Annotated in this window: 2 protein-coding genes; both read left to right on the forward strand. The window is 68.8% G+C overall.

Annotated elements, in window-relative coordinates:
• A partial coding sequence (locus HC022_RS27265) for a glutathione S-transferase family protein (protein WP_167454459.1) occupies positions 1 to 506 on the forward strand: 506 nt, incomplete at its 5' end.
• Between the two features lie 44 nt (positions 507 to 550).
• On the forward strand, positions 551 to 1,072 hold a 522-nt coding region (locus HC022_RS27270; protein ID WP_167454460.1), incomplete at its 3' end, for a hydroxymethylglutaryl-CoA lyase.

A 1,072-nucleotide genomic window follows, 5' to 3' on the forward strand; every position in this document is an offset into this window, starting at 1 on the left:
TGGAGATCGAGGGCGAGCGCATGTTCGAGAGCCTCGCCATGATGGAGTACCTCTGCGAACGCTTCCCCGAAGCGGGGCTCGGCCGCGCGCCGGGCTCGCCCGACCGCATGGGCTGGCTCAGCTGGCTGCACTTTGCCGAGACCGTCAGCCAGCACACGGCGAGCCTCACCCAGCAGCACATCATGCTGCGCGAGGATCACATGCGCTCGCCCATCGTCATGCAGCTCGAGGCGAAGCGGATCGAGAAATGCTACGGCGCCATCGAGGCGCGGCTGTCGACGCCCATCGAGAATCGCGACCACCTGCTGACCTCGGGCTTCTCTGCCTGCGACATCGCCGTGGGGCAGGCGGTCTACATGGCGCGGCATTTCGCGGCCATCGAGGGCTTCCCGGAGCTTTCCGCCTGGTACGAACGGATCTGCGAGCGCGAGGCTTTCGCGAAGTCGCTGCCGGACGAGGGCGGGCGGCTCTACGCGCAGGATTTCTACCCGGCGTGGCCGAGCTGAGCATCGCCGGGTGGGACATTTGGAATTGAACGAGAGGGCCTGAGATGAGCGGATATGTCGAGATCTTCGAGGTCGGGCCGCGCGACGGCTTGCAGAACGAGGCGCGCCAGATCCCGGCGTCGGAGAAGATCGCGCTGGTCGACTGCCTGAGCCGGGCCGGCTTCCGGCGCATCGAATGCGCAAGCTTCGTAAGCCCGAAATGGGTGCCGCAGATGGCGAGTTCGGCCGAGGTGCTGGCCGGGATCACGCGCGCGCCGGGGGTGTCCTACGCGGCGCTCACGCCCAACATGCGGGGCTTCGACGCGGCGATGGAGGCACGCGCCGACGAGGTGGCGATCTTCGGCTCCGCCTCCGAAGGCTTCAGCCGCGCCAACATCAACGCCTCGATCGCCGAGAGCCTCGAGCGGTTCCGCCCGGTGGCCGAGGCGGCGCTGGCGCGCGGCGTGCCGGTGCGGGGCTATGTTTCCTGCGTGGTGGAATGCCCCTATGACGGCGCCGTGGCGCCCGAGGCGGTGGCCCGGGTGGTGGCAGCGCTGCGCGACATGGGCTGCTACGAGGTCTCGCTC

It is taken from the genome of Salipiger sp. HF18 (assembly GCF_011806505.1).
GTDB lineage: Bacteria > Pseudomonadota > Alphaproteobacteria > Rhodobacterales > Rhodobacteraceae > Salipiger > Salipiger thiooxidans.